This is a genomic window from Streptomyces sp. NBRC 109706, assembly GCF_000974485.1.
Classification (GTDB): Bacteria; Actinomycetota; Actinomycetes; order Streptomycetales; family Streptomycetaceae; genus Streptomyces.
Genome location: NZ_BBOM01000006.1, coordinates 107,865 through 126,488 on the forward strand (window position 1 = coordinate 107,865; position 18,624 = coordinate 126,488).

The following is an 18,624-nucleotide window of genomic DNA, read 5'->3' on the forward strand; positions in this document are numbered from 1 at the left end:
TCGGTGCCCGGTGCTCGGTGCTTTGGCGCGCTCGGCGTTGCCGGGCGCCATACGGCCAGGTCAGGGCTCGTAGGGGGTCAGGCCACGTGCCGCGCGCAACGCGGTGGCCCACCAGACCAGCTGGTCGAGGACCCCCGTCAACGCCCGCTCGTTGTCCTCGGCCTCGGCCGGGGTGCCGGTCTCGTCGAACCAGTTCCAGGGGTGGTGGAAGCTGACGCCGCGCCGGATGGTCACCGCGTGCAGCTCGGCGAAGACCCCGCGCAGCTGCTCCACCGCGCGCAGCCCGCCGCCGAGGCCCCCGTAGGAGACAAAGGAGACCGGCTTGGCCTGCCACTCCGTGAAGTGCCAGTCGATGAGGTTCTTCAGCGCGGCCGGAAAGCTGTGGTTGTACTCCGGTGTGATCACCACGAACGCGTCGGCCGCCGCCAGCCGTCCGGACACGTCCGCCAGCGCCCGCGCCGCCTCGGGGGCGAGTTCGGCGGACGGCGCGGCCATGTCGAGACCGAGCGGCACCTCGGCGACATCCAGCACGTCGACGGTGATATCGCCCCGGCCGCGCACCCGGTCGGCCACCCAGCCGGCGACGGTCGCGCCGAAGCGGCCCTCCCTGATGCTGCCGATGATCACCGCCACCCGCACGGGACCGGCGCGGCCCTCGCCCGCGTCGACGCCTTCACTGGTGTCTACGCCTTCACTGGTGAGGACGGTGGACATGGGGGACCTCCTGGACTCCGCTGGCGAGCCGCCGCCGCGCCCCCGGGAAGGGGCGCCGTTCGGACACAGGGATCAGCCTGGAACCTCAACAACACTTGAAGTCAACCCCCCGACGGCCGGGCAACGACCGGAGAACGGGCGCCACCCCCTGGAACCGTCCCGACACCGGGGCCGTTAGCCAATTGAGTTACCGCTCAGTAGGATGCCCCTGGGCTATCGTCTAGCCTTCGCCGCCCGCCCGTCCGCAGGTACGAGGAGCCACCATGCAACTCGCCGCGATCGTCATCTCGTTGACGCTCACCGCGGTCGCCATCGCGCTGTTCAGCCGGGCGATCGCGCAGATCGTCCGACAGTTGCGCATGGGCCAGCCGGTCCCCAGGGGTCTGCGCACCGACAACCCCGTCGCCCGCACCCTCACCCTGGCCAAGGAGTTCCTCGGCCACACCCGGATGAACCGCTGGGCGGTCGTCGGCGTCGCGCACTGGTTTGTCGCGATCGGGTTCCTCACCCTGATCCTCACCATCGTCCAGGCATACGGCCAGCTCTTCCAGGCCGACTGGACGCTCCCGGTGCTCGGCGGCTTTGTGCCCTACGAGATGTACATCGAGTTCATGGCGCTGATGACGGCGGTCGGCATCGGCACGCTGATCGTGATCCGGCTGCTCAGCCTCCCCAGCCGCCCGGGCCGCAAGTCCCGCTTCACCGGCTCCACCTCCTGGCAGGCGTACTTCGTGGAGTACGTCATCCTCACGATCGGCCTGGCCATCCTGCTGCTGCGCGGCCTGGAGGGCGCGCTGCACCATGTCGACGGCTACCAGGCGGCGTACTTCGTCTCGTATCCGCTGGTCGCCGCCTTCGACGGGCTGTCGACCGGCACCCTGCAGAACGTCGTCTACCTGGTCGCGCTGATCAAGATCGGCGTCAGCATGACATGGGCGATCACCATCGGTCTCAACACCGCCATGGGCGTCGCCTGGCACCGCTTCCTCGCCTTCCCCAACATCTGGTTCAAGCGCAACGCCGACGGCGCCCCGGCGCTCGGCGCGCTGCTGCCCATGACGTCGGCCGGCAAGCCCATCGACTTCGAGACGGTCTTCGACGACGAGGGCGGCGAGGACACCCAGTTCGGCGCCTCCCAGGTGGAGCACTTCTCCTGGAAGGGCCTGCTGGACTTCTCCACCTGCACGGAGTGCGGGCGCTGCCAGTCCCAGTGCCCCGCCTGGAACACCGGGAAGCCGCTCTCCCCCAAGCTGTTGATCATGTCGCTGCGCGACCACGCGCACGCCAAGGCGCCCTATCTGCTGCCCGGCGCCGCCCCCGACCCGGTGGCCGCCACCGCCGCCGAGTCCGGCGTGGCCGAGAACGAACGCCCGCTGGTCGGCACCGCCGAGGAACACGGCGTGATCGATCCGGACGTGCTCTGGTCCTGCACCACCTGCGGCGCCTGCGTCGAGCAGTGCCCGGTGGACATCGAGCACATCGACCACATCGTGGACATGCGCCGCTACCAGGTGATGATCGAGTCGGCGTTCCCCAGCGAGGCCGGCACCATGCTCAAGAACCTGGAGCGCAAGGGCAACCCCTGGGGCATGGCCAAGAAGAAGCGCCTGGAGTGGACCAAGGAGGTCGACTTCGAGGTCCCGGTCGTCGGCAAGGACGTCGAGGACCTCACCGAGGTCGAGTACCTCTACTGGGTCGGCTGCGCCGGCGCCCTGGAGGACCGCGCCAAGAAGACCACCAAGGCGTTCGCCGAGCTGCTGCACATCGCGGGCGTGAAGTTCGCCATCATGGGCGGCGACGAGGCGTGCACGGGGGACTCCCCGCGCCGTCTCGGCAACGAGTTCCTCTTCCAGCAGCTGGGCGAGCAGAACGTCGAATCCCTCAAGGCGGCCAAGGCGCGGAAGATCGTCGCCACCTGCCCGCACTGCTTCAACACCATCGCCAACGAATACCCGCAGCTGGGCGGCGAGTTCGAGGTCATCCACCACACCCAGCTGCTGCAACACCTGGTGGACGAGGGCAGGTTGGTCCCCGTCACCCCGGTCGACGGCCTGATCACCTACCACGACCCGTGCTACCTCGGCCGGCACAACAAGGTCTACACCCCGCCGCGCGAGATCATCGGCAGGGTCCCGGGGCTGCGCAACGAGGAGATGCACCGCCACAAGGAGCGCGGCTTCTGCTGCGGCGCCGGCGGCGCCCGGATGTGGATGGAGGAGCGCATCGGAAAGCGCGTCAACGACGAACGCGTGGACGAAGCCCTCGCCCTGGACCCGGACATCATCTCCACCGCCTGCCCGTTCTGCCTGGTGATGCTCAGCGACTCCGTCAACGGCAAGAAGAACGACCAGCAGGCCAAGGAGGAGTTGCGGGTGGTCGATGTGGCGCAGCTGCTGCTGGACTCCGTGCGCACCCCGAGCGCCGGCGAGGCCAGCGAGCCGGAGCCCTCGCCCGCCTCGCAGCCGACCGGAAGTTGACGGCGAACGATCGGCGGCGGGCCACCCCGGAGACCGGGGGCCCCGGGAGAAGGTACGTTCTAGGCGTGGCCGGATTCCGAAGGAAGCGCGACAACCAGTACCCACAGGGCTCCCACCCCTACCCACAGGGTCAGGGCCCCCAGCCGGGATATGACGGACAGTCATATCCCGGGCCTGGCCCGCACGGAGGCCCGCCGCCGGGCAACGGCCCGTATCCGCCGGACGGTTACCGTCCCGGCGACTACGGCGACGGCGCCTACCAGGACGACGGCTACGGCGGTGCGGGGTACGGGGGATACGGCGACGACGGCGACCACGCCCCGGCCGGCCCGCCGCCCGCCGACCCACTGCCCTGGCGTCAACTGCTGCCCGGCATCGTCTTCCGCCCCAGCCAGACGTTCTGGACCATGCGCGACTACCCGATGTGGTGGCCCGCGCTGATCGTCAGCTTTCTCTACGGACTGATCGCGGTCTTCGGCCTCGACGACTCCCGCGACACCATCCTCGACACCACCATCTCCAGCCTGATCCCGTACCTCCTCTTCACCGGGGTGGCGATGGTGCTGGGCGCGCTGGTCCTCAGCACGGTGACCCACAACCTGGCCCGCCAACTCGGCGGCAACGGGCTGTGGGCCCCGACGGCCGGCCTCGCCATGCTGATCATGACGCTGACCGACATCCCCAGGCTCGCCCTGGCCCTCTTCCTGGGCGGCGGCGACCCCATCGTCCAGATCCTCGGCTGGGCGACCTGGCTCTACGCCGGACTGCTGTTCACCATGATGGTCAGCCGATCCCACGAAATCGCCTGGCCCCGGGCCCTGGGCGCCTCCAGCATCCAACTCCTGGGCCTGCTCATGCTGATCAAGCTGGGCACCCTCTGACCCGTCCGCCCCTCCGGTAACCTCGGGGGGTGCTTCTGTCAGACAAGGACATCCGGGCCGAAATCGATGCTGGCCGTGTGCGGATCGAGCCATTCGAGCCGACGATGATCCAACCCTCCAGCATCGACGTCCGACTCGACCGCTACTTCCGGGTGTTCGAGAACCACCGCTACCCGCATATCGACCCGTCGGTGGAACAGCCGGACCTCACCAGGATGATCGAGCCCAAGGGCGACGAACCGTTCATCCTGCACCCCGGCGAGTTCGTCCTGGCCTCCACCTACGAGGTGATCACCCTCCCGGAGAACCTGGCCTCCCGCCTGGAGGGCAAGAGCTCCCTGGGCCGCCTCGGCCTGCTCACCCACTCCACCGCGGGCTTCATCGACCCGGGCTTCTCCGGCCATGTCACGCTGGAACTCTCCAATGTGGCCACCCTGCCGATCAAGCTCTGGCCCGGCATGAAGATCGGCCAACTATGCGTCTTCCAACTGACCTCACCGGCCGAGCACCCCTACGGCTCCGGCGCGACAGGCTCCCGCTACCAGGGCCAACGCGGCCCCACCCCCTCGCGGTCATACCTCAACTTCCACCGCACCAAGATCTGACCCCCGCACGGGCACCACACTTCGCAACCGCGCACACCGAGGACACCTCACCAACCGCCCCGGCCCGATCCGCTCACTCCCCAACTGCCGCATCGGAAACCGAGCGGTGCTGAACACATGCCCCTCAACACAACGAACAACGGTAACGGCGCCGACACCAGACAACGTGGCCTTCTCCCCTGCCTCTTGACAACGAAGACCACTCTAAGCGACCACACCGACACCCCACCGCCGGCACTCCGACGCCCCTCAACCCCAGGACATGAGGTAACCTGTACCCCACGAACGGCCCCCAGGCCGCTCAAGCGGGCGTAGTTTAATGGTAGAACATGAGCTTCCCAAGCTCAGAGCGCGAGTTCGATTCTCGTCGCCCGCTCCAGAAGGTAAGGCCCAGGTCAGGGACGGCGTCCCGGACCTGGGCCTTCTGCATGCTCTAGGCTCCCACCCCTCCCGTGCCCGTTGCGTGCCCGATGAGCCGGCGCGCTCCCGCTGCGCCCGCACCCGAGCGTCGATCCCTTTAGCGACCTCCCGTTGCCGCTCCCGGTTCGAGTGCTGGTAGATCAGCGCCGCCTTCTCCGAGGACTGGCCCGCGCGGACCATGGTGTCCTTCAACGTGGCGCCACTCTGCGTCGAGAGGGTGTGCCCGGTGTGCCGTAGGTCGTAGAAGCGGAAGCCCTCCGGCATCCCCACCTTCTCCCGCGCCTTCCGCCACTTCCGCCCGAACGTGGACCGGCGGAACGGCTTGCCGCGCTCCCCCACGAACAGCAGTCCGTCCGGCCCCTTCTCCGCGTACCAGTCCAGGTGCCGCCGCAGGTCCTTCTCCAGGAAGGCGGGGAGCACCACGAACCGCTTGCCGGCCTCCGACTTGGTGTCGCCGACCACCCGACGTCCCGTCGTCAGTTCGGGCGCGGCCCGGCGTACCCACACGCCCACCGCGTCCAGGTCCACGTCCGTCCGCCGAAGCTCGGCCTGTTCCTCCGGCCGCAGTGGGCCGTAGGCGCCGAGGTAGACCATCAGCCGCCAGCGCGGTCCCAATGCGTCGGCGAGCGCGTCCACCTGGGCCACGGTGGCGACGGGACGCTCGGCAGCACGTTCCATGCCCGCTCCCCTGATCCGGCACGGGTTGCGGCGGATCAGCTCGTCATCGGCGGCCGTCCCCAGGACCGCCTTCAGCAGCCGATAGGACTTCGCGACCGTCGTCGCCCCGGTCGTCTTCAGCAGCTCGGCCCGCCAGGACCGAACCCGGGGCGGCGTGATCTGGTCGAGATCGAGCGCACCGAAGGTCGGTAGCAGGTGCAGCCGCAGGAGTCGTCGGTAGAGCTCTTCTGACGTCGCCGCCAAGTCCCGCTCGTCGATCCATCGGGCGGCGTACTCACCGAAGTTGACCGCTCCCGCGTCGGGATCGCGCCAGTCACCCCGCCGCAGCTCGGTCTGCTTCCCCGCCAGCCAGTCATCGGCCTCACGCCGCGTGGCGAAGGTGTCGGGCGCCGGGCGATCAATGCCGTCCGATCCCGGGTAGCGCGCCTGGAAGCGGCCCGAGGGCAGCTTGCGGATACGCCCGAAGGTTCGCTTCTTCGCCATCACGCTGCCCTTCCACACCGCCGACCACGCCGCTGAAGCGGGCGGACGGTATTGGCCTCCACGAAGGCCGCAAGGGCACTCTCGGGAATGCGCACGTGGCGCCCGACGCGGACGAACCTGATGCGGCGCTCGGCTATCAGCCTGCGCGGGAAACGCTCGGTGGTGCCGAGTATATCGGCGGCTTGGGCGACATTCAGCATTCGCTCAGCCACGCGACACCACCTCCTCAGCGAAGGAACGTGAAAAAGGCATGGATGTGGTGCGGCAAGAAGTCATGGGTCTCCTCTCAGCGGGCCCAAGGCAAAGCCGACCGCTGAAGTGACAGATACGGGATGGGCGGATTTCGGTTGGCGTCAAGCCGTGTCGACTCACGGCGTTCGTAGCACCGTGGCCAAGCGGACGCGCGCGCGGACATGCCCGCAGGTCAGGCCCTCGAGCGGGCCTTTGAAGCGGGGACGTGGTCGCGAAGGAGCGCTCTTCGGCTCACGGTCCGCGACGAAAGAGAGGCGGGGTGCATGGTCGGTCAACGCCCTTCGTCTCAGGGGGCGTCGGAATCTAGCATCCGTTTCACGGCCGCTCCAAGAAGGAGCGACGATGGCAGGGTCGAACGCGGTTATTCCGAACTGTTCCGGGGCGCCTCCCAGCATGGCCCATCGCAACTGTTTGGCAGTGCAGTGGTTTTGGGGGTAGTAATGCCCGTGCAGAAAGCCCCCGGTGCTACGAACACCGGGGGCCTGAAGCCGGAATACCTTCAACCGCCCATCCCAGGACAGTCACCCGCGGCGCATCGGGTTGCCTCCCGAAACCGCCGAGCGAGGATCTTCCATGACCGAGAATACCGCCCAACCAACCCAGCACGACGCCCCGCCGTCGCCGGGTGCCGCCCTCCTGGACGAACTCCGCGACGCCATCGAGCGCTTCGTCATCACGCCCCATCAGCACGCCTTGGACGCCACGGCACTGTGGGTCGCCGCGACCCACCTCCAGGCCGCCTGGCAGCACGCGCCACGCCTGGCCGTCGTCGGCCCGGCGAAGCGCTGTGGCAAGTCCCGGCTGCTGGACGTGCTGACCGAGACCGTCCACGCCCCGGTCATCACCGTCAACTCCACACCGGCCGCCGTCTTCCGTTCCATCACCGAGGAACCGCCCACGCTCCTGGTGGACGAGGCCGACACTCTCTTCGGCACCCCCAGGATGGCCGAGAAGAACGAGGAGATGCGCGGTCTGCTCAACGCCGGTCACCAACGCGGCCGTTACGTGCTGCGCGTGATCGGCAACGATCACACCCCGCACCGCTTCCCAACCTTCGCGATGGCCGCGCTCGCCGGCATCGGCGAGCTGCCCGACACGATCATGGACCGATCGATCGTGATCCGGATGCGCCGCCGCGCCGACGGCGAACGCGTCAGCCCCTACCGCACCAAGCGAGACAGCCCCCGCCTGCGCGCCATCCGCGACCGAGTCGCCGCCTGGGCCCGCCCGATGACCGCCCACGCCCTGTGCCTGGAACCCCAGATGCCCGTCGAGGACCGCGCCGCCGACACCTGGGAACCCCTGATCATCGTCGCCGACCTCGCCGGCGGCCCCTGGCCGGCCCGCGCCCGCGCCGCCTGCGCGCACATGGTCGCCGACGAGGCACGTGCCGAAGCGGACCACCCCGACAACGCCCGCCTGCTGGCCGACGTCCGCCGCGTCTTCGCCGCTGCCGGCGACCCCGACTGCCTCAGCACCGACCAACTCCTCTTCGCCCTCAACAGCGACCCCGAGGCGCCCTGGGGCGAGCACACCCGCACCGGCCTCACCGCCCGCGCCCTCGCCGGGCTGCTGCGCGACTACGACATCCGCTCCGGCAACGTCCGGATGCCCGACCACACCCAGCGCAAGGGCTACACCCGCGCCAAGTTCACCGACGCCTGGCGCCGCTACTGCCCCACCGTCCACCCCCTCGACGCGACCGCGCCCACCACCTGAACCCGGGCCAAGCGGACCAGCCACCCGCCAGGCACCCGTCTTCTGCCGTCCCAGCCGTCCCCACCCCAAAAGCCCAGCTCAGACGGGGAGTCGACGGGACGGCCCCCCGTCCCGAGACGGATACCCGTCCGTCCCGGGCACCACAAGCCGCCACGGCCATACCCGCCCTGACCTGCGAGAGCAACGGCAAGACGGCCAAGACGGCACCCCACGCACCACCCCGAGGACCCATGAACGCCAACACACCCACCGCCACCCGCCGGGACCGCTACGCCATCATCGGCCTCGGCCTCGCCGGGTGCGCCCTCTCCTACGACGCCCTCGTTCAGATGGCGCTGGCCGCCCACATCCGACCGCCGTTGACCTACCTCTTCCCCATCGTGATCGACGGCTTCATCGCCTACGGCGTCCGCGCCCTCCTCGTCCTGCGCACCGCGCCCGTTCGCCCCCGCCTCTACGGCTGGACGCTGTTCATCGCCGCCACCACCGCCAGCATCTGGGCCAACTGCCGCCACGCCATCAACCTCAACCAACCCGGCGCGACCCACCTCCACATCCTCATCAACCGCCACAGCCACCCACCCGCCGCATCACCCTCCATTCCGGCCGGCCCACCCCCAACCGGCCAACCGCCACTCCCCATTCGGCCGGCCCCGGCCGAAACGAACCGGCCCCGCCGCCCAGGACGCCGCGCCGACGCCTCCATCCCCCACCTCGCCACCATCATCGCCGCCGCCCACCCCCACGCCGACCACATCACCCGCGCCATGGCCCGCACCGCCATCGAGGCCGCCGGCCTTTCTGCCGGCAACCAACGCATCAAGGAAGCCCTCCACCACCTCCACACCACCCGCCCCACCCCAGGAAACTGACCATGGTCGCACACCACCAACGCCCACCCGCCACCACCGACGGCGGAGCAAGGTATCCCGTTGGACCGTCCAAGGGCCGGTCCAACGGGGAGTTTTCCGCCCCGGGGGTGGCGGAGGAGGGCGGGCGCCGGGGGGCGCCCGAGAGGGAGAGGGCGGGCCCGTCGTCGGTGCGGCATGCCGCGGAGGAGGCGGCGCTGCGGCGGGTCGCTCGACGTCGCCGGCGTGAGCCCGTGCGGCGGGCGGAGCGGGTGGATGTCCGCTACAGCGTGGCGGAGAAGCGGGCGATCCTGGCGCGGGCTCGGTCGTTGCACATCGCGGGCGCCCATCTGGTGGGCGCGGCGGTGATGGCTTATCTGGACGGCGAGTTGACGCTGCCGGGGCAGCGCACGGCGATGGACGACCTGATCGACGAGTTGGCCGCGTTGCGCGCCCAGGTCGCACGGCTCGGCGGCAACGTCAACCAGATCGCCCGCGCGTTGAGCTCCCAGGCCGATCCCCAGCCTGTGGACGCGGTCGTCCTTACCCGCGCCCAACGTCTCCTGGAGACCGTCCACTCCACGATCGTGGCGCTCGACACGGCAGCGCACCGCACCGCGATCGGAAGGCCGACGGCCACGTGATCGCGAAGATCACCCGTGGCGGCGACACCGGGAAGCTGATCGCGTACCTCTACGGCCCTGGCCGGGCCAACGAACACACCGACCCGCACCTGGTCGCCTCCTGGGACGGCTTCGCCCCCGATCCGGGCCGCACCAACAGCACCACTGCCACCGCCGCCAGGAAGCAGCTGGTCAACGCCCTCGACCTCCGCGTCAATCAGGCCGGACAGCGGGCGCATCGCCGCCACGTGTGGCACTGCTCAATCCGTGCCGCGCCACAGGACCGCCTCCTCACCGACGCCGAGTGGGCGGACATCGCGCGCCGCGTCGTGGCCGCCACCGGCATCGCGCCCGAAGGTGATCCGGACGGCTGCCGCTGGGTTGCCGTCCGCCACGCCGACGACCATATCCACATCGCGGCCACGACCGTGCGGGGCGACCTGCGGCCGGCCCGGCACTGGAACGACTACCTCACCGCCGACCGTGAACTCTCCCGGGTCGAGATCGACTACGCGCTGCGGCGCGTCCCACGCGGCGACCGCACCGCCGCCTCGCGCCCCACCCGTGCCGAACGCGAGAAGGCCAACCGCGCGGGCCGTACCGGCACCGCCCGCGAGCGTCTCCGCACCCTCATCCGCACGGCCGTCGCCGCGGCCAGCAGCCCCGAGGAGTTCCTCGCGCTGCTGGCCCACACCTCCGATGTCCTCGTCGAACTCCATCGCCTGCCTTCGGGCGACATTCGTGGCTACAAGGCCGCGCTGCGAGGCGACACCAACGCGGCCGGCCAGCCGGTCTGGTACGCCGGTTCCACCCTCGCCGAGGATCTCTCCTGGCCCCGCATCCGCCAACGCCTCCCCGCAGCGTCATTCCCCGCCCCAGCGTCCTGGCACAGCACCGCCGACGCCGTCGAAGGCATCCCGCACCATCTCCACCACGGCCCCGATCCCGCAGCCCAAGCCCACATCAACGCCCTCGGCGAGACCCTCGACCTGCTGCCCCTCCTGGCTCCGCCCATCCTTCGGGCCCAACTCCGGTCCGCAGCAGCGGCCTTCGAACGCGCCACGCGCTCCCGCATCAGGGCCCACCACGACCACGCTCGCTCCCTGCGCACAACCATCCGCGCCCTGCTGCGTCAACCGCCCCCGCCTCCGGGCGACGCGACCTTCGCCGTGATCGTCGACGCGCTCGTCCTCGCCGTCATCGCGGCCCATCATTGGCACCGGTCACGCCAGCACGATCAGCAGGCCGCTGCCGCGCACCAGGCTCTCATCCATCTCCAGGCCGCCTACCGCCAGGCCACCGAGGCGCTTCCCCTGGGCGCCGCGCACCACCCGTGGCCCCAAGCCGACACGCACACCCGGCACCTCCACCACCTCCGCCGCACCCTCCCGGCTCACACCCAACAGATCAGCGACGACCCCGCGTTCCCACACCTCAGCGCCGCGCTCTCCGCTGCCGAAGCCGCAGGCCACGAACTTGACCATCTCCTCCGGCAGGCCACCCACCAACGCCCCCTCGACAACGCGCACGCCCCCGCACGCCTCCTGACCTGGCGCATCCAACGCCTGACCGCCTACGCGACGTCCACCCGCCCGCATCCCACCGCCGCGCCTCGACAGACCCGACGCCGCCGCTGAGCCCGGCCGAGCCTCAACTCCCCGCGCCCGGAGTCCGCTTCGCGTACTCGACGAACACGCCCCAGGCGTCCCGCCGAGCGGTCACCGTTCCCTTCCCGCGCGCCTTGGTGTCTCGCACCCTCACCCGCTCGGGGTCGTTGTCGGCCACCTCGACGCAGTTGTCGGACTTGGTGTAGGTGCTGGTGCGCCAAATCAGTGGCTGTGTTGAGAAGTTCACGGACTTCACGGGATCCTTCTAGTCGGTCGGCAGTTGGTCGTAGTGGTGGCTCGCCCGAAGGACGAGTTCGCGGACGGCGGTGCCGTAGACGGCCGACTGCTGGAGCAGGGCGAACGCCTTGGTGTACATCTCGATCTCGCGGGGCTGGGTGACGGACAGCTCCGCCGAGTAGGTCTCGACGAGGACCAGTCGGTCGTCGAACATCGAGAACGAGTTGCCCGGCCAGATGGCGACCGGTGCCGTCCTGGGGATGATGCCGAGGCTGAGGCGCGGCAGCCGCATCACGGCGAGGAGCCGGTCGAGTTGGCCCTTCATCGTCTCGGGGCCGCCGAAGTTGGTGTAGAGGGCCTGTTCGCCGAGGAGGACGTTGAAGATCTTCTCGCCCCGATACAGGTAGCGCTGGCGTTCCAGCCGTTTGGCGACGGCTGCCTCAGCGTCGTCGGGGACCTCGTAGAAGCCGACGACCTGGTCGAAGACCGCCGCGGCGTACTCGGAGGTCTGGATCGTTCCCCAGATGACCGTGGGGTGCCAGATGCGGAACACCCTGGTCTTGCCGTAGACGGGAATCGCTTGTTGCTGTCGCTGTTCGGCGCCGGTGCGCAGCAACCTGCGCAGGTCGAGCCAGAGTTCGTCCACGTGGCGAACGATCGCGATCAGGTCGCCGAGTTGGTCGTTCTGTCCGGTGGCCTGGCACCAGATCCGGATGTCGTCCTCGCTGGGCCGCTGCCTGCCGTTCTCGATCCGGGAGACCTTGGACTCCTGCCAGGAGGTGGCGCGCGCGAACGCCCGGCCGCTGGTGAATCCGGCGTCCTTGCGGAAGCCGCGCAGCCGGGCGCCGAGCGCCTGAAGTGCCTCTTCTACCTGGGTGGTCACGGGCGGTTCAGGACAGCTGGTAGTCGCGGTGCGGAACGGCGGCGGCCCAGAGCCGGTCCCGCAGGCGGACGCAGGCGGCCACGGTCTCCGGGTCCTGAACCAACTCCGAGCCGAGGACCCGGCCGTCGTTATCGAAGTGGCCGACGGCGAGGAGACGGTCGTCGAACAGCCACCAGTCGTTGCCTCCCACAGGAAGAGCGAGGCCGGTCGGCAGTCGGTGTCGGGGCAGCCAGCGAATGTCCTCGCCTGCCTCCTCATTGAGGCGGGTGGTGGCATGTTCCCAGCGGATGTAGGGGCTGGGCGGCTCGGTGACCACGCGCACTCGCCGAACCGTGCGCCCCTCGCTCGTGACGCGTCGTATCAGCCGCGTCCAGGGCGCCATATAGGAGTAGTCGACGTTCTCACCGTGCAGCCAGCTGGTGAACGGGCTGTCCTCGTCGGGAACGGAGTAGTCGTCCCGCAGCTCCAGGTGGAACGCGTCCCGCTCGAAGCTCTCAAAGAGCTGGTTGCGCTCGGCGCTGGAGATCAGCTCCACGTGGCTCCTCCAGTAGGGCGGTGATCGCGGTCCTGGGGACCTCGACCACGGTCTCGTAGTCCGGGATATCCATCTGGGCCAGGGCGTCCGGGTCGGTCACCTCACGCCCCTGGACGACGAACGTACCGCCCGTCGTCAGGATCATGATCGGGTCCGCCACCCGCCTGATCTCCCCGGCCGGCAGGCCGTCCTCGGTGAGGTGCTCGAACAGCTCTGTGGGCACCTCCACGGCGGTCTCTCCCTCCCGGAGGTCGAGCCGCATCAAGAGGTCGTTCGCGAAGATCCTCCAGCCCTGGACGAGGTAGGTGTCACGGTCGGTGGCGTACAGGGTCGGGCAGTCGCCGACCGTGGAGTTCTTACCAAGGAACCGTAGCTTCATGGTCGTTCCCCTGTCTGCTGCCTTGCAGAGTTTTGCGCGACATGACGATGGTCGGTTCGGTGTTCGAGGCCGTCAATCTGCTTGCCGCAAACTCGCGCAATCTCCTTGGAGCCCGAGCGACGGCCGCTCTACCTTCGATCCGAACCCGAGCAGCCGAGCCGAACAACCCGCCCCACGGCACCGCCCAAACGAAGGAACCCACCCACGCGGCAACGGAGTTGACCCATGCCCCCACCCCCACAGCAGGCACCCGACCCGAACCCCGAAGGCCGCCAGCCCTCCACCTCCCCGGCCGAGGAAGCGACGGACGACCAGGCCCTGACCACCGAGGAACTGCTCGCCAGGGCCAACGACTTGCGCAGCCGCGTCACCAGTCACCACGCGGGGATGGCCCAGTGAACGGCCGCCATCGCCGCCAGCACCTCCCTGCAATCGACGGCCACTTCGCCGGCTTGGCCCTGATCTTTCTGAACGTCTTCGGCCTGGCCTTCATCGGCTACGCCGCCGAGACCACCGCGGCCGTCCCCGACCAGACGACGGCGGCCCCGGACGCCTGACGGCGCTCCCCCACAGACTCCGCCCGACGGCCTGGCGTGTTCTCTGGCTCCCAGTCCCGGAGAACCGCCTACGTGTGGGGCGGACCGTCGCCCGCCCCGGGCGTCCCGCTTCTCGCGGTGGGTGCGGGCGACACCCCGCTGTTCCCCCGGGCCGGTCCAAGATCTCTCCCGCTCGGGGGAACGGCCCCAGCCCACCCCCGAATCCCTCCCGTTGCGAACCCGGAGTGTCCCCATGCCGCAGACCGCCACCGACAGCCCGTCGGCCCCGTCCCCCGAACTCCCGCGCATCACACGCCCGTTGACCGTCCGGGTGACCCTGCTCGCCACCACGCGGGACAACCACGTGCTGATGGTCCGCGATCCCCATGTCGAGGGCGGCTGGCAGTTGCCGAGCGGCACGGTGTCGCCGGGGGACTGCCCGGTGCGGACCGCGCAGCGCCTGAGCGTCTCGCAGACCGGCTACTACCAGGAGGCCACGCACGCGTTGGCCATCACCCTGGAACACGGCCCGTCCGGACTCCCGATCGCGCTGGACTACGTCCTGGACGGCGGCCAGTCGGACATCCCGCCCTGCGACGAGGAGACCCTCACGGCCGGTGCTGGCTGGCGCCCCATGCGGGAGTTGCTGGAATCCCCGCCCCTGGTGCAGAACGCCCTGTTGGCTCTGGCCCACGGTGAGCGTGTCCCCGTCCTGGTCAACGGCGACCAGCCGCCGGCCAGCTGGCCGGCGCCGGAAGGCCCGGACGAGCCCGCCTGATGACGCTGGCGCCGTGCACCTCCAACACCCCGCACCTTCAGCCACCATCCGGAAGGTTGATCACCGTGCCTGACGTTCTCGTTCCCGAACACGTGACGACCTGGGGTCCACGCCGTCTCCCGGTGCCCTACGCCGCGCACTGGAGCGGTGAACGCCCTTATGGGCAGGGGGTGATGATCCGTCCGGACTCGGCCGGCATCTGCTACGGGGACGAGACGCCCGCCGACCGGGACACGTTCGGCGTGCTGTGGGCCCGCATGCGGCAGGCACCCGGCGAAGGGCGCCCGGATTTCCCCTCCATGCACCCGATGCGCCAACGCCAGGTGCAGGCCGAGCGGTTGTGTCAGGTCTGCGGCGAGACCGCAAGCCACACCCGAGAGGGCTGGCTCTTCCTGATGAACCACGACGGCTCGGACATCTACGAGGGAGCGAAGACCACCAAACCCCCGGTATGCCTGCGCTGCGCCGCCCTCGCCACCCGCCACTGCCCCCACCTGACCGACCCGGTCGGCGTCCGCTCCCGCCGCCCCAAGCTTTGGGGGGTCTTCGGCACGATCTACACCCCCACCCCCACCGCATGCCTGCGCCCCCACCACGATCACCACCTCCCCTACGGCGACCGCGCCCTCAACTGGTTCCTCGCCTCCCAGCTCGTCGTCGAACTCAAACGCTGCACCATCGTCGATCTCGACACCGAGTTCAAAGCCATCAACCCATGACCGGAGAAGCCCGCCTCGCTCCCGCTCCTGGCTTCCCTGTCACCGTCGGGATGCTCATCCACGACGCGGCCGGACGGCTGCTGATCGTGCGAGCAGCACGAAGCGGACGCTGGCAACTGCCCGGCGGCCTGGTCGAGACGGGAGAGTCCCCGCGTCAGGCAGCCCGCCGCGAGGTACGGGAGGAACTCGGCCTCGACATACAACCCACCGACCTGGTCGCCGCCGACTGGATTGCACCCCGCACCCCTGGCCGTCGCGCTCGACTCGCCCTCGTTTTCAGCACCCCATCCCTACCCACCGATCTCCTGTGCCGCGTTCGTCTGCAAACCGAGGAGGTCAGCGCCTGGCGCATGGCCCCTCTCCACCAGGCGCAGCGCCTGCTCCACTCCCGTGTGGCTGAACGCCTCCCCACCACGCCCACCGAGCCGCGCGCCACCCTCTACCGTGAACTCCCGCCACCAGAAAGGCACCACCCGTGACCGGCTTCCCGCCCGCCCGCCCGCTGCGTATCGGCACCCGTTCCTCCCCCATGGCCCGCTCCCAGGCCGAACACGTCGCCGGCCTCCTCACGAAACACGAGCCGGAGCTACGGGTGGAGTTGGTGCCGGTGACCACCGAGGCCGACCGCTGGCAGGGAGATCTGGCCAAGCTCGGCGGCAAGGGCCTGTTCGTCAAGCAGATCGACGTCATGCTCCAGCGCGGAGACGTGGACATGGCCGTCCACTGCGTCAAGGACGTCCCCGGCGACCAACCCCTCCCCGATGGCCTCGTGTTCGCCGCCTACCTGCCCCGCGATGACGTCCGCGACGTCCTCGTCTTCCCCGAAGGCTCGACTCACACCACCCTGGCCGACCTGCCACCGGGCGCCGCCATCGGCACCTCGGCCGTCCGCCGCCGCGCCCAGATCAACCGCGTGCGCCCCGACCTCAACGTCATCCGCGTCCGCGGCCTGATCGGCACCCGCATCGACCGCCTCGACGGCAGGAAGCCCGGCGGGCCGAAGCTGGACGCCATGGTCCTGGCCGCATCCGGCCTCGCCCGCATCGGCCAGGCCCACCGCGCCCGCCAGACGTTTACCGTCCACGAGATGCTGCCCCCGGTCGGCGCCGGCGTCCTGGGCCTGGAATGCCGACGTAACGACCACCCCATCGCCGCCCTCCTGACCCGCCTCAACGACGAGAAGACCATGCGCGAGGTCACCGCCGAACGCGTCATGCTCCACGGCCTACGCGGCCACTGCAACTCCCCGATCGCCGGCTACTGCGTCACCGACCCCGACGGCCAACTCTCCCTCAAAGGCATGGTCTTCAACCGCGACGGCTCCCGCTTCGTCCACGCCCACTACTGGGGCGAACACCAAAACGACCCCGCCGTCCTCGGCACCCGCGTCGCCGCCGACCTCCTCCGCCAAGACGCCCGCAACATCATCGAAGGCATCCCCCACTGACGAAATGCGGAGAGCCGTACGCGAGACGATGGGGCGCAAGGAGAATGGCCCACCGGGCACCACATTCCTCCGACAGCAGGCCGCTGAAGCATCCCATCTCCGTGCTGCCGCCAATCAGGAGGGATTATGGCGAATAACATGTGGCAGGCACAATACAACGCTCCAAGTGTGGCGTCCGTCTGTGAGTGAATGCGCTTTCGACACTCCTACGGATGGCTATCGGGCGATGTATGGACCCCACTGAGCGTCCGTACCCGGGCCTGACGAGGGCTTCGGCGTACTCCATCGGCCCCGAGACAACGAATCCCGCCCATAATCGATATATCAAGCGCGCACCTCCGCTCCCTGCTCTGATAACTCATCAAAGTGCCGTCGATACGCCGAGGGGCAAGCCGACGACGGTGCAGTCGGTGCCCCCTATCAAAGAACGTTGCCATTAGCAGCGGCCCTCATTATCAGGTTATATTTCAAGAGTTACGCGGTCGAGGGTGAGTCCACAGGTACGGGTCCGGATGGTCTTCCAGAGACCTCCAGCTTATCGACGTCCATCCCCAGCTGCTCACCAGCATCGACCAACTCAACGAGCAGTTCGCCGGGCGCCCTGACCTTCATATGCACCACACAGCAACTCGGGTTGGAACATAATATGCAACACCGAAAATCACCGCATCCTCGATAGCGGCGGCGAGTCACATGCACGTATCGATATTACTCACGTTCAAACGTCAAGATCACTTCTTCCTTCATCCTTCCGGAAAGCGCATTTTTCGCATTCCCAGGAGGAGGAAGGTAGCGCCGATTTTCAGGAAGTTCCCGGGACAATCGCGATCGAACTCGCAGACCATTCCACTGCCCAAGCCGCCGCAGAATTACCTCGATCGAGATTGGGACCCCATTCATTCGGGCATCAGCCATAACAAACGAGATGGCGCCGCCAGGCTTAACCACTCTCGAAAGTTCACTCATGACTTGATCTATATCAGTCACGTAGCGACCGATGATACGAAGAGATCGATCAGGCAAAGCTCCCTCGAACGAGCACTTCACAATCTCACCAAGAGGTGCCTCAACGGAAATGCCGGTTTCAGATCCGATATTCTCCGCTCGCAGCGACCTGAGGTAGGAAATTGAATACCCCATCCACACCAGGCTTAGGCGATGCCCACGCAGATAGTCGATAGCAATCAAGTAGGGAGGACTAGTCATAACAGCATCGACGCTCTCGCGCCCTAAGGGCAGCTTACGCGCATCAGCACGCAATATCACGGGAACGTCAGAGGAACCCCCTACAGGACGATGCGCCCTTGAATTGCCTACTCGCAGAGCGACCGCCTGGGCAGATGACAGAAACTTGTCAACGGGATCAAATGAAGCGTGGTCTCTCACTCTATGAGGGCGAGAATGCGACACGTCTCTAGCTCGAGACGCCCCAGCGTCTTTGGAAATAATGAGACGTGAGAAGGCACACCACAGCGGCGCCATCAGATGACGTGGCGACTGCTCGATTGCAACCGTCAAAGCCGATAGACGAGATCGCGCCTTGGGGTCAAACCAAAAGTCAATGAACGCGGAGGTCTCTGGGTCGACTTCAACATCACATCCCTCTGACGCAGCTGCCTTCTCGCGCACGACGTACGCTTCTTCGAGAAACTCGTCGAGATGGTAGTCAGCAGCAAGAGTATTTGAGATTAAGAGAGCCAGAGGGTCGGTGTCGCAGCCAAAGGCACGATGGCCGGACCTGGCGGCCATAATCGGGAAGGTACCGGACCCCATCATGGGGTCAAGGACTACGGACCCACCAGC

Annotated in this window: 21 protein-coding genes, 1 tRNA gene and 1 pseudogene; 14 read left to right on the forward strand and 9 right to left on the reverse strand. The window is 68.4% G+C overall.

Annotated elements, in window-relative coordinates; translation table 11 throughout:
* Positions 1 to 60 precede the first annotated feature (60 nt).
* Complete coding sequence (locus AOM46_RS10795) at positions 61 to 714, reverse strand: NADPH-dependent FMN reductase (protein WP_078856704.1); 654 nt, start codon at positions 712 to 714, stop codon at positions 61 to 63.
* 263 nt (positions 715 to 977) lie between these two features.
* On the opposite strand from AOM46_RS10795, the gene AOM46_RS10800 reads away from it, so the two are divergent.
* From AOM46_RS10800 to dcd, 3 genes are all read left to right on the forward strand, one after another.
* Positions 978 to 3,191 (forward strand): (Fe-S)-binding protein, encoded by a 2,214-nt coding sequence (locus AOM46_RS10800; protein ID WP_062209054.1) that lies wholly within the window; start codon positions 978 to 980, stop codon positions 3,189 to 3,191.
* A 65-nt stretch (positions 3,192 to 3,256) separates the two neighbouring features.
* A complete protein-coding gene (locus tag AOM46_RS10805) occupies positions 3,257 to 4,072 on the forward strand; it encodes a Yip1 family protein (protein ID WP_062209057.1) in 816 nt (271 codons plus the stop codon).
* A 29-nt stretch (positions 4,073 to 4,101) separates the two neighbouring features.
* Positions 4,102 to 4,677 carry a dCTP deaminase gene (dcd, locus tag AOM46_RS10810; protein WP_062209060.1) on the forward strand — a complete coding sequence of 192 codons (576 nt, stop codon included), beginning with the start codon at positions 4,102 to 4,104 and terminating at the stop codon, positions 4,675 to 4,677.
* On the opposite strand, the gene AOM46_RS35260 is transcribed toward dcd, so the two are convergent.
* Complete coding sequence (locus AOM46_RS35260) at positions 4,645 to 4,842, reverse strand: hypothetical protein (protein WP_078856705.1); 198 nt, start codon at positions 4,840 to 4,842, stop codon at positions 4,645 to 4,647. The genes dcd and AOM46_RS35260 overlap by 33 nt on opposite strands.
* A gap of 140 nt (positions 4,843 to 4,982) precedes the next feature.
* Between AOM46_RS35260 and AOM46_RS10815 the strand changes: the two genes are divergently transcribed.
* A tRNA-Gly gene (locus AOM46_RS10815) sits at positions 4,983 to 5,056 on the forward strand.
* A gap of 68 nt (positions 5,057 to 5,124) precedes the next feature.
* Here the strand turns inward: AOM46_RS10815 and AOM46_RS10820 are convergent.
* A pseudogene (locus AOM46_RS10820) lies at positions 5,125 to 6,258 on the reverse strand (tyrosine-type recombinase/integrase); the annotation flags it as partial.
* Positions 6,258 to 6,431, reverse strand: a complete 174-nt coding sequence (locus AOM46_RS10825; protein ID WP_234313773.1) for an excisionase family DNA-binding protein — start codon at positions 6,429 to 6,431, stop codon at positions 6,258 to 6,260. The gene AOM46_RS10825 and the pseudogene AOM46_RS10820, both read right to left, overlap by 1 nt.
* Between AOM46_RS10825 and AOM46_RS35265 the strand changes: the two genes are divergently transcribed.
* From AOM46_RS35265 to AOM46_RS10845, 5 genes are all read left to right on the forward strand, one after another.
* Entirely contained in the window at positions 6,354 to 6,575 is a 222-nt protein-coding gene (locus AOM46_RS35265; RefSeq protein WP_234313783.1) for a hypothetical protein, read from the forward strand. The two genes, AOM46_RS10825 and AOM46_RS35265, sit on opposite strands and share 78 nt — an antisense overlap.
* Positions 6,576 to 7,083: 508 nt before the next feature.
* The gene (locus AOM46_RS10830; protein WP_062209066.1) at positions 7,084 to 8,229 is read left to right on the forward strand and encodes a DUF3631 domain-containing protein; all 1,146 of its coding nucleotides are present in this window, start codon (positions 7,084 to 7,086) and stop codon (positions 8,227 to 8,229) included.
* 230 nt (positions 8,230 to 8,459) lie between these two features.
* Positions 8,460 to 9,101: a DUF2637 domain-containing protein gene (locus tag AOM46_RS10835; protein WP_062209069.1), complete on the forward strand. Its 642-nt coding sequence runs from the start codon at positions 8,460 to 8,462 to the stop codon at positions 9,099 to 9,101.
* Positions 9,102 to 9,268: 167 nt separating this feature from the next.
* Positions 9,269 to 9,721, forward strand: a complete 453-nt coding sequence (locus AOM46_RS10840) for a plasmid mobilization relaxosome protein MobC (RefSeq protein WP_370592680.1) — start codon at positions 9,269 to 9,271, stop codon at positions 9,719 to 9,721.
* Entirely contained in the window at positions 9,718 to 11,337 is a 1,620-nt protein-coding gene (locus AOM46_RS10845) for a hypothetical protein (RefSeq protein ID WP_062209075.1), read from the forward strand. Before AOM46_RS10840 ends, AOM46_RS10845 begins: the two co-directional genes overlap by 4 nt.
* 13 nt (positions 11,338 to 11,350) lie before the next feature.
* On the opposite strand, the gene AOM46_RS10850 is transcribed toward AOM46_RS10845, so the two are convergent.
* From AOM46_RS10850 to AOM46_RS10865, 4 genes are read right to left on the reverse strand one after another with little or no spacing between them, the layout of a single operon-like run.
* Positions 11,351 to 11,554 (reverse strand): DUF397 domain-containing protein, encoded by a 204-nt coding sequence (locus AOM46_RS10850; RefSeq protein WP_062210673.1) that lies wholly within the window; start codon positions 11,552 to 11,554, stop codon positions 11,351 to 11,353.
* An 18-nt stretch (positions 11,555 to 11,572) separates the two neighbouring features.
* Positions 11,573 to 12,427 (reverse strand): helix-turn-helix transcriptional regulator, encoded by an 855-nt coding sequence (locus tag AOM46_RS10855; protein ID WP_078856706.1) that lies wholly within the window; start codon positions 12,425 to 12,427, stop codon positions 11,573 to 11,575.
* Positions 12,428 to 12,434: 7 nt separating this feature from the next.
* A complete protein-coding gene (locus AOM46_RS10860) occupies positions 12,435 to 12,962 on the reverse strand; it encodes a DUF6879 family protein (protein ID WP_062209078.1) in 528 nt (175 codons plus the stop codon).
* Positions 12,922 to 13,341 (reverse strand): hypothetical protein, encoded by a 420-nt coding sequence (locus AOM46_RS10865; protein WP_062209081.1) that lies wholly within the window; start codon positions 13,339 to 13,341, stop codon positions 12,922 to 12,924. The genes AOM46_RS10860 and AOM46_RS10865 overlap by 41 nt, the downstream gene beginning before the upstream one ends.
* Before the next feature lie 225 nt (positions 13,342 to 13,566).
* Here AOM46_RS10865 and AOM46_RS33935 point away from each other — a divergent pair, with 225 nt between their 5' ends.
* The 5 genes from AOM46_RS33935 to hemC all read left to right on the forward strand — a co-directional run bounded on the left by AOM46_RS33935 (position 13,567) and on the right by hemC (position 16,821).
* Entirely contained in the window at positions 13,567 to 13,740 is a 174-nt protein-coding gene (locus AOM46_RS33935) for a hypothetical protein (RefSeq protein WP_158920364.1), read from the forward strand.
* A 390-nt stretch (positions 13,741 to 14,130) separates the two neighbouring features.
* Positions 14,131 to 14,655, forward strand: coding sequence for an NUDIX domain-containing protein (locus tag AOM46_RS10870; protein ID WP_062209084.1), 525 nt, complete (start codon positions 14,131 to 14,133; stop codon positions 14,653 to 14,655).
* Between the two features lie 65 nt (positions 14,656 to 14,720).
* Positions 14,721 to 15,374: a hypothetical protein gene (locus AOM46_RS33940; RefSeq protein ID WP_158920366.1), complete on the forward strand. Its 654-nt coding sequence runs from the start codon at positions 14,721 to 14,723 to the stop codon at positions 15,372 to 15,374.
* Positions 15,371 to 15,853 (forward strand): NUDIX hydrolase, encoded by a 483-nt coding sequence (locus tag AOM46_RS31840; RefSeq protein WP_158920368.1) that lies wholly within the window; start codon positions 15,371 to 15,373, stop codon positions 15,851 to 15,853. The genes AOM46_RS33940 and AOM46_RS31840 overlap by 4 nt, the downstream gene beginning before the upstream one ends.
* Positions 15,850 to 16,821: a hydroxymethylbilane synthase gene (hemC, locus tag AOM46_RS10885; RefSeq protein WP_199823955.1), complete on the forward strand. Its 972-nt coding sequence runs from the start codon at positions 15,850 to 15,852 to the stop codon at positions 16,819 to 16,821. Before AOM46_RS31840 ends, hemC begins: the two co-directional genes overlap by 4 nt.
* 708 nt (positions 16,822 to 17,529) lie before the next feature.
* Here the strand turns inward: hemC and AOM46_RS33945 are convergent.
* The gene (locus tag AOM46_RS33945) at positions 17,530 to 18,570 is read right to left on the reverse strand and encodes a hypothetical protein (RefSeq protein WP_158920370.1); all 1,041 of its coding nucleotides are present in this window, start codon (positions 18,568 to 18,570) and stop codon (positions 17,530 to 17,532) included.
* Positions 18,571 to 18,624: the final 54 nt, after the last annotated feature.